The sequence below is a fragment of the Boseongicola sp. genome, assembly GCF_057460485.1.
In genome coordinates, this window is record NZ_JBVCWP010000174.1 from 1 (window position 1) to 8188 (window position 8188).

An 8188-nucleotide genomic window follows, 5' to 3' on the forward strand; every position below is an offset into this window, starting at 1 on the left:
AAGCATCGCAACAGCGACAGCGCAAAGGTAAATTGGCGTTTCTCAACCGACGATGCACGCATCAAACTCGCGCATCTATACCCGCAGATTAGCTGAATCAGTGGACTAGGCGAAAGAACAGAAATTAATGGGTGTGCTGCCTAAGTCAAAATATCGAAGTTGTTCAAAAATGCGTGTTGCTGGTTTTCAATGACTTACGAGATTTCAAGTTCTATCAAAAAACGAAATCTGCCGATAACTGAGTTAATGTGACAACGCCTTCCCATGCAGCTATCCCGCAGAATAAGCGCCTATCTTTGAGGTACTCAGCTTGTTGTTCACTAGCGCTTCCGCAAAGGTGACACCTGCCGCAACACCATCGATTACAGGTAGCCCGAATTCTTCGCTGAGTTGCGCCATAAGGTCCGCCATACCCGCACATCCCAGAACGATTGCTTCTGCTTGGTCTTGAGCGATTGCCTCGCGGATTTCAGAACGTATCTTGAACAATGTAGCCGGATCGCCCTCTTCCAGTTTCAGGACTGGGATGTCCGTCGCGCGAACCCGCACGCATTTCTGAGCGAGCCCATAGCGCATCAGGTTGTTTTCAAGCCCCGGCACGGAGCGGGACAGTGTAGTGATAACGCTAAACTTGTTCGCAATCATGCTGGCCGCGTGATAGGCGGCTTCTCCGATGCCCAAAACAGGAACCGAGACCAAAGTGCGAACCGCATCGAGGCCGGTGTCGTCGAAACAAGCAATGACAATGGCGTCAACGCCAGGATGCCTGGAGACCTCTTCAAGCAGACCCGGCACACATGTCGCGACGTCCAGAAAACCTTGAATGCTGGCCGGACCGTTTTGAGAATTGGCCGCAACGATCTCAGTATCTGGGCGGGCAACCGCCTGCGCCGCCTCCGCAATCTTTGTCGTCATGGACACGGTTGTGTTTGGATTTATCACTAAGATTTTCATGTCTGATCAGACCTCGCCGCCAAGATATGCAGCCTTGATCCGGTCATCATGAAGCAGTTCCTTAGAGTTACCTTCGATCACGACATTGCCGGTCGCCATGGCGTAGGCACGGTGCGAAATACTTAGAGCCATGCGTGAGTTCTGCTCGACTAGCAGCACGGAGACACCTTCATCACGGTTGATCGCAACGATAGAGCGCGCAATGTCCTGCACCAACTTGGGCGCAATGCCCAGGCTGGGTTCATCAAGCAATAGGAGTTTGGGCTTGGCCATTAACGCGCGGCCGATCACCATCATCTGTTGCTCACCACCTGACAGAGTTCCAGCAGCTTGACTGTAGCGTTCTTGCAGGCGAGGAAAACGGACTAGGATGCTGTCCAATGTCTTTTGGATGTCTGCCTTGTCGCTCCGGGTGAACGCACCCATCATCAGGTTGTCTTTGACAGACATAAAGGGGAACACCCGGCGGCCCTCGGGCACCATAGCGATTCCGCGTTTAACTATGTCAGAGGGATCAGTGCCATCGACACGTGCCCCTTCGAAAATCACTGACCCTTTTGTGAGTTTTGCCAGCCCCGTGATAGCGCGCAAAATCGATGATTTACCCGCTCCATTGGCCCCGATGAGGGCAACGGTTTCACCCTGATTGACGGTCAGCGATACACCTTTCAGCGCATAGACGTGATCGTAATAAAGTTCGACATTTTTGAAATCCAACATGACTGTCATGGTTTACATCCCGATCTCATCGTCGGCGCTGCCCAGGTAGGCCTCGATGACTTTTTCATTGTTCTGGATCTCAGAGGGAGTGCCTTGCGCGATCTTTTCGCCAAAGTTCAGCACCACGATCCGGTCCGAGATGTTCATGACCGCTGGCATGTCGTGTTCGACCAGCATGACTGTCACTCCGCGTTCGTCGCGTACAGAGCGAACAAGATCGACCATACGCATCGTTTCATCATGGTTCATGCCCGCAAACGGCTCGTCCAGCAGCAGGACCTTGGGGTCTGTGGCAAGGCCGATTGCGATGCCAAGCGCGCGCAGGCTGCCTTGTGGAAGGTTGGTGGCCTGTTCGCCGCTGATCTCGGACATGCCGAGAAACTCCAGCAACTCATCGGCATATTCGCCAAAGGCGGTCACATCCTCTTTTGCGGTCTTGGACCCCCAGAAATATCCGGCAAGCGATGCCTTGGCCCGCAAGTGCTGCGCCACTACAACGCTTTCGCGAACTGTCATACTTTTGAAGATGGTGGTTTCTTGAAACGTCCTGACAACGCCCTTGCGCGCCACAATATGCGGCTTGAGGTTCGAGATACGCTCGCCCTGATAAAGCACTTCGCCAGACGTGGTTGGCGTAAAGGAAGAGATCATCTTGAAAAGGGTTGATTTGCCTGCGCCGTTTGGCCCGATTACCGACAGGATTTCGTTTTCGGCCACGTCAAAACTAATGTCATTATTCGCGGTCAAGCCACCGTATTTCTTGGTGACATTCTTGACTTGAATAAGGGGGCTCATTTGTCGCCTCCTTTGCCGATGCGCAAGCTCAGCAGGCCATTGGGCAGAAAGCGGATAATGAGGATCAGGACCGTTGAGTAGATCAGCATCTGGTATTTACCGAATTCAAACAGAAGGTCCCACCCAAAATAGAGCACCAACGTGCCGAGCATGGGGCCAAAGACATAGCCCAAACCGCCGAGGAAACAGTTCAGCATAAAGTTCACTGAATCTACGACCTGAAAGCTGGATGGGTAGACCGATTGCGCGATGGAGCCGAACATGGCCCCGCCAATGCCGCCAAAGAAGCTGGAGATGGCGAAAATCACGATTCGAATGTAGGCGATGTTGACCCCGATCGAGCTGGCCAACTCCTCATTTTGCTGCATTGAGCGACATAGGTGGCCAAGGCGGGAATTTACCAGTCGGTAGAGTGCTGCATAGGTCACGATCATCAGGATGCAGGCGGTGTAGTAGAAGGCCAACTTGGTGTTCTCCATTCCTGCAAAGTCGGGCAGGATAGGAATGCCGAAGAGCGATACACCTGATGGCAACGGAATGGATGACATCCCCTTCGCGCCATTCGTGATTGGAAGGGCAAGTGCCGTCAACGTGACAACCTGTGTGAGAACCAGTGTGATCATTGCAAAATAGACGCCGCGCAAACGCAGGATCGGGATGCCGATCAGAATAGCAACCAGCGCTGCGAAAAACCCCGCCGCGGGAAGCGATATCCAGAAAGACCATCCTGCTTTGACCACCAGAATTGCGGAAACATAGGCACCTATCAGGGCAAATGCGCCTTGGCCGATGTTGATCCGACCAATATAAAATGTCAGCCAGACTCCTGCACTTGCGATGGATAGAAGGGCCACAGATGTCAGCGTAAAGTAGAAATCCCAACGGCCTGTTGCACCAATGATCAAAGGCACGCCGACGAAGATGGCAAAGAGGAAGACACCGACGCCAGTCAGTTGTTTCGCGGAAACATTAAACATCAGATCAACCCCAAGGCTTGCCCATCAGGCCCTGAGGCCGGATGGCGAGAAAGATCATCAACGAAACGAAGATCAGCAGGTAGGTGATATCGCCGTATTGATAGAGAAGCGCGAGGCCGATAGCCTCCATGAACCCGAGGATAATGCCGCCCCAGATTGCGCCAGAAATCACACCGGCACCGCCGATCATAACCATCATGAAGGCCTTGATAGATGTTGGTCCGCCCATCCCTAGGTTCACACCCGTAATGGTAACCAGCAGACCACCAACCAAACCGGCGAGCATTGCGCCAAGCGCAAATCCGATCATTGAGTAGCGATCCACATTTACGCCCATCAACTGGGCCGCAGTTCTATCTTGAGCCAGTGCGCGCAAGGCGCGGCCTGTCTTTGTATATTGCATTAAGCCGATGAACGCGACGATCGATAAGATAGCCAGGACACAGATAAGAATTCGGTCGTAGGGCATGATCAGGCGGAAATCGTAGTTGAAAACTCCGTCGACGATCTTTGGGACGCCGCGCTGCTTTTCACCAAAGACCAAAAGGATCACCGCATCCAGAAAGAACGCAATGCCTGCGGCCAGCAACATCGTGCTTTCTTCGCGGGAGGAGCCTTTGATCACTGGAGCGAATAGGAACCTCTCTATGAGCGCCCCAAGTATAGCCAAAGTGACGCATGACATGAAAAGGGCCAAAACAAACGGTACGCCCCACTGGCCGTAGAATGTATAGGTGACGAAACCGCCGATCACATACATCTGCCCATGGGCGAAATTGAGGACGTTCATCAGGGCAAAGATCAGAGTCAAACCAAGCGCGATCATCGCGTATTGGGACCCCAGATAGACGCCATTGGCCAGTATCTGTTCCATGGGGTTATTCTTTCTTGAAAAAGTCCCCGGGCCCAAGAGGCCCGAGGTAGTTCTGCTCAGGAGAGGTCCAAAAGCAGAAAGGGCGTTTAGTCGACTTCAGCGACGAACAGCGTCTCGAATGCGCCGTCCTGATAGACATTCACCACCAGTGGAACAGCAACCTGACGGCGTTGACCAAACGACGTCATACCGACATAGCGCAGCTTAGCATCGCCATTCATGTAAGGGTTCGGTGCCTCAAACGTGTCCATTGTTGCTTTGAACGCGTCCACATCTGTGATTGCTGCAGGATCAGCCTTGAGCGTCTCAAGGATGTATTCCAGTGCATAAACTTTCGTATTTGACTCGTCGTTGTACTCGCCAAACATGTCTGTGTAGCGCTGTACAAATTCGTTCATCATCGGTGAGGCCAGTTCAGGTGTGGATGCACCACCTACCGAAATGAACCCGTTCGCCAAGTCACCGGCACCTTCGGCCAGAACGCCCGCGTCTTGTGCGGTTTCCGTCGAAATCACACCCTGAAAACCCAACTCACGGGCAGAGCGGATGAGTTGAGGTGCATTCGCCGGCGACACACCGGACAACACAAGAAGATCAGGCTGCGCTCGCATAACTGGCGTCAGAACTGGTGTGAAATCGGTGGTGTCGACTTGATATGTCACGTTGGCAGAAACAACCTCAAGCCCAAGAGCCTCGGCTGCTTCAACCCCACCGTCACGCTGGCTGAGCGGATCAGATTCGTTTGCCGCAATGAAAGCAACGGTTTTGACACCCTTTTCTTCCATCAAGTATTTGTAGATCGATGGCCCCGACTGATAGTTGGCAACCATGCCGAGAACGGCATTGGATGCAGGAGCTTGATAAAGAGATTTTGGGAAAGCGTATGGGAAATACATGATCCCGTTGGACTCCGCCACCGGACGCACCGCAGCCGCGCCATCATCGACGTTCGGGCCGACGACATAGTGAATGCCCTCCTGAGCCATCTTTTCCATACCCGCAATCGCGCGCTTGGGGTCTTTCTGGTCATCGAATGACACGATCTCGATGTCATAAGTCGTACCGCCGATCGTGTAACCACCGGTCTCATTGATCCAGGCCGCGCGGGCTTCCATCGAACGTTGGTTCGAGATCCCCCAGGCTGCAGCGGGACCACTGGTCACGCCAACAAAGCCGATCTTTAAAACTGTATTTTCCGCTAATGCCGACGTGGCCTGAAACGAGGTGAGGGCCACTGCCGTCAGCGCGGCTTTCATAAGTGTTCTACGTTGCATGTCTAAACTCCCGTTGAATTCGATTTCGACGACTTAAACGCCATTTTGGGTCGGCAGTTTGATGGACGCACCACTCTTGCCGCTCTTCAAGTTCACGATTGTTAACAATCTATGTCAACAGTTTTAGCAATTTGGTCGACAATTTTCAAAGATTTGCCATACTCTCCCTTGAGTTTGAGCGCTGTCCGTCGCCATATGCTGTTAAACAAATCGATCTTGAAAGGTCACACTGTGAGTGTCAATTCTCTGGCAAACCGCCAAGATGAAACGGATTTATCATCGGAACCTGATGAAAATCTGATTGTTGAGCGAATCTACAAGGCTGTCATGGAGCAACGATTGGCTCCTAACACCAAGCTGAGCGAGGCGCGCCTTTGCGAGACCTTTGGCGTGGGTCGCATGCGTGTTCGGCGAGCACTTCTGCTTCTCTCAAGTCAGGGAATCATCGATCTACACTCAAATCGCGGCGCCTATGTTGCCTGCCCCGACAAGGCTGAGGCGAATGACGTCTTTGCGGCCCGAATGCTGATTGAGCCGCCGCTTGTTAGGCAGCTGGCACAAGGCCCGGGTGAGGTTAGTTTAGCACTTCTTACAGATCATATCGCGCTTGAAGATGCAGCACGCGCACAGAACGAACGCACAGAGATCATTCGACTATCCGGCGAATTTCACACTAAACTCGCTCAAGCAACCGGAAACAATTTCATCTCACGTATGATGCGAGAACTCGTCACGCGCACCTCATTGATTGTGGGTCTATTCGGTTCCTCGGAAAACGCGAGCTGTCCCGATGACGAACACACCAAGATACTTCAAGCGATCCAGTCACGTGATCCAGAGCAGGCTGAAAAGCTTCTCATGTCACATCTGAACCACATTCAAAGTGGCCTTGATATGGAAGTGCGACAACAGCCTCAGGACGACTTGGCCGCAATTCTTGGTTAACCTCCCTTGATTTTGTTACGCTTTTGGCCTCCACGGATAGCGGCGGTTCGCGGCGACGCAGAATTATTGTAAGATTGGGCTTATTCTGTTGAAAAACTCCAGTTTCGGGCCCGGCGGACAGATTTTCTCGCCTTACAGGTAGATTAGTTTATTTTGGCAAGGGGATCGGCCAAATCAAGCCTCCCGGGTTGCTAGGCCGCGTCGCGGGTGTTGTCACATTAACTCAGTTATCGGCAGATTTCGTCTTCTTGATGGGACTTGAAATCGCGTAAGTCGTTGAAATCCAGTAAAACGTATTTTCAAAAACTTCGATATTTCGACTTAGAAAAGTTAGTGTGACAACGCCCGATCAACTCGTCCAGGCGGGCAAACCACCCAAAGTGGCACTCACTGCCATCATGCGAAAGCTTGTTGTCGTGGCAAATGCGTTGCTTCGCGACGGGAGAAACTGGTCCGAAAACAGCGCTTGATCAACACGGATACTACTTTGCGGAACGACGGACATTTCAACTTGGTTGCAACATTGACATGTGAGACCTCTTTTTCTATATGTAGTCACAGTTGGGGGATCTGCAAATGTCGGAACAATTCACACTACGAGAAGCAAAAGCACGTTTATCAGAAATTCTGGACATGGTAGCCGCTGGTGTTCCAGTCGAAATCACGCGTCAGGGTGCCAAAAAGGGTCGCTTCAAGCTGATCCTGAGCGACGGTGAGTTTGGTAAACGCACTCCTGGGTCTCTTAAAGGTAAAATCTCTATTCCAGATGGTTTTGATGATGAAGACCAAGACATCCTGTCCGATTTCGAGGGCACCTCTTAAGTGCGCGTACTTGTCGATACGCAGGCGCTTCTTTGGTGGTTGATAGACTCTGAACGTCTTGGTCTTAAGGCACGGCGGGTTTTCATGTCCGAGGAACCAATAGTGAGCCCCGTTGTCCTGTGGGAGATCGCGATCAAAGTTAGGCTCGGAAAGCTGGACGCAAATGTTCCAGAAGTTTGCGCAGCGGTTTCTGAGGAAGGGTTTGAACGTTTGGGGTTTTCAGACCGCCATATGATCAGCCTAGCTACTCTGGATCTTCATCACCGAGATCCATTTGATCGAATGCTCATCGTACAAAGTCAAACAGAGAACGTACCATTGCTCACGTCTTATGAAAAAATGGGCCTCTACAAAATCGAAATTTTAGACAGCCGCGCGTAATTGTTGAGCGACAACCATCTTGGGCCGGGGCCTTGTTGCAGGGATCGCGCCTCCGCTAATACTTGTGCGGACTATTCTCTTCAGGATGCTATAGATGCCCCACAAGTTCAACGCCACGCGCCGTGACAAAATCCCCAAGCAGAAGTATCGGGTGACCAATTGGGCGGAGTACAATGAGAGGCTGCGTCGGCGTGGTGATTGCATCTGGGGTTGGACCTTATCAGCGGTGAGATTGTCTGCGACGATCTCACGAAATATGAGGTTGGTGATCTGACAGCCTTACCGGGTCTTCTGGACCAAATAGCCAGCCCGGTCACCCAGTTTTTGGTAGACGGTGCATACGACGGTGGCCCAACACGCGACCTTCTTACCGCGCGTTTCGGATCGATGATTGAGGCCACAATTCCTCCTCCCAAGAATGCCAGCCCGAGCCCTGATGCGGCACA

At 52.2% G+C, this 8188-nt stretch carries 9 protein-coding genes and 3 pseudogenes; 6 read left to right on the plus strand and 6 right to left on the minus strand.

All coding sequences use genetic code 11. The features are described 5' to 3' along the window. Positions 1 to 270: 270 nt before the first annotated feature. From AC221Y_RS16535 to AC221Y_RS16560, 6 genes are all read right to left on the minus strand, one after another. The gene (locus AC221Y_RS16535) at positions 271 to 954 is read right to left on the minus strand and encodes an aspartate/glutamate racemase family protein (RefSeq protein ID WP_299751121.1); all 684 of its coding nucleotides are present in this window, start codon (positions 952 to 954) and stop codon (positions 271 to 273) included. Positions 955 to 960: 6 nt separating this feature from the next. Then, entirely contained in the window at positions 961 to 1683 is a 723-nt protein-coding gene (locus AC221Y_RS16540) for an ABC transporter ATP-binding protein (protein ID WP_299751124.1), read from the minus strand. Positions 1684 to 1686: 3 nt separating this feature from the next. Then, positions 1687 to 2469 carry an ABC transporter ATP-binding protein gene (locus AC221Y_RS16545; RefSeq protein ID WP_299751126.1) on the minus strand — a complete coding sequence of 261 codons (783 nt, stop codon included), beginning with the start codon at positions 2467 to 2469 and terminating at the stop codon, positions 1687 to 1689. After that, complete coding sequence (locus AC221Y_RS16550; RefSeq protein ID WP_299751129.1) at positions 2466 to 3446, minus strand: branched-chain amino acid ABC transporter permease; 981 nt, start codon at positions 3444 to 3446, stop codon at positions 2466 to 2468. Before AC221Y_RS16550 ends, AC221Y_RS16545 begins: the two co-directional genes overlap by 4 nt. A 4-nt stretch (positions 3447 to 3450) precedes the next feature. Continuing rightward, positions 3451 to 4320 (minus strand): branched-chain amino acid ABC transporter permease, encoded by an 870-nt coding sequence (locus tag AC221Y_RS16555; RefSeq protein ID WP_299751132.1) that lies wholly within the window; start codon positions 4318 to 4320, stop codon positions 3451 to 3453. 86 nt (positions 4321 to 4406) lie between these two features. Continuing rightward, positions 4407 to 5594 (minus strand): ABC transporter substrate-binding protein, encoded by a 1188-nt coding sequence (locus AC221Y_RS16560; RefSeq protein ID WP_299751135.1) that lies wholly within the window; start codon positions 5592 to 5594, stop codon positions 4407 to 4409. A 231-nt stretch (positions 5595 to 5825) separates the two neighbouring features. Here AC221Y_RS16560 and AC221Y_RS16565 point away from each other — a divergent pair, with 231 nt between their 5' ends. From AC221Y_RS16565 to AC221Y_RS16590, 6 genes and pseudogenes are all read left to right on the plus strand, one after another. After that, entirely contained in the window at positions 5826 to 6539 is a 714-nt protein-coding gene (locus AC221Y_RS16565; protein WP_486707783.1) for a GntR family transcriptional regulator, read from the plus strand. Positions 6540 to 6886: 347 nt separating this feature from the next. Further along, a pseudogene (locus AC221Y_RS16570) lies at positions 6887 to 7009 on the plus strand (IS110 family transposase); the annotation flags it as partial. Positions 7010 to 7115: 106 nt separating this feature from the next. Further along, positions 7116 to 7361: a type II toxin-antitoxin system Phd/YefM family antitoxin gene (locus AC221Y_RS16575; protein WP_486707784.1), complete on the plus strand. Its 246-nt coding sequence runs from the start codon at positions 7116 to 7118 to the stop codon at positions 7359 to 7361. After that, complete coding sequence (locus AC221Y_RS16580; RefSeq protein WP_486707785.1) at positions 7362 to 7742, plus strand: type II toxin-antitoxin system VapC family toxin; 381 nt, start codon at positions 7362 to 7364, stop codon at positions 7740 to 7742. A 94-nt stretch (positions 7743 to 7836) separates the two neighbouring features. Then, positions 7837 to 7938 (plus strand): annotated as a pseudogene (locus tag AC221Y_RS16585) (IS5 family transposase); the annotation flags it as partial. A gap of 2 nt (positions 7939 to 7940) precedes the next feature. Next, positions 7941 to 8188, plus strand: a pseudogene (locus tag AC221Y_RS16590) (IS5 family transposase); the annotation flags it as partial.

Bases quoted from the DNA above. Each gene is read 5' to 3' on its own strand.
- AC221Y_RS16535 (WP_299751121.1), bottom strand. From the start codon at position 954: ATGAAAATCTTAGTGATAAATCCAAACACAACCGTGTCCATGACGACA.
- AC221Y_RS16540 (WP_299751124.1), bottom strand. From the start codon at position 1,683: ATGACAGTCATGTTGGATTTCAAAAATGTCGAACTTTATTACGATCAC.
- AC221Y_RS16545 (WP_299751126.1), bottom strand. From the start codon at position 2,469: ATGAGCCCCCTTATTCAAGTCAAGAATGTCACCAAGAAATACGGTGGC.
- AC221Y_RS16550 (WP_299751129.1), bottom strand. From the start codon at position 3,446: ATGTTTAATGTTTCCGCGAAACAACTGACTGGCGTCGGTGTCTTCCTC.
- AC221Y_RS16555 (WP_299751132.1), bottom strand. From the start codon at position 4,320: ATGGAACAGATACTGGCCAATGGCGTCTATCTGGGGTCCCAATACGCG.
- AC221Y_RS16560 (WP_299751135.1), bottom strand. From the start codon at position 5,594: ATGCAACGTAGAACACTTATGAAAGCCGCGCTGACGGCAGTGGCCCTC.
- AC221Y_RS16575 (WP_486707784.1), top strand. From the start codon at position 7,116: ATGTCGGAACAATTCACACTACGAGAAGCAAAAGCACGTTTATCAGAA.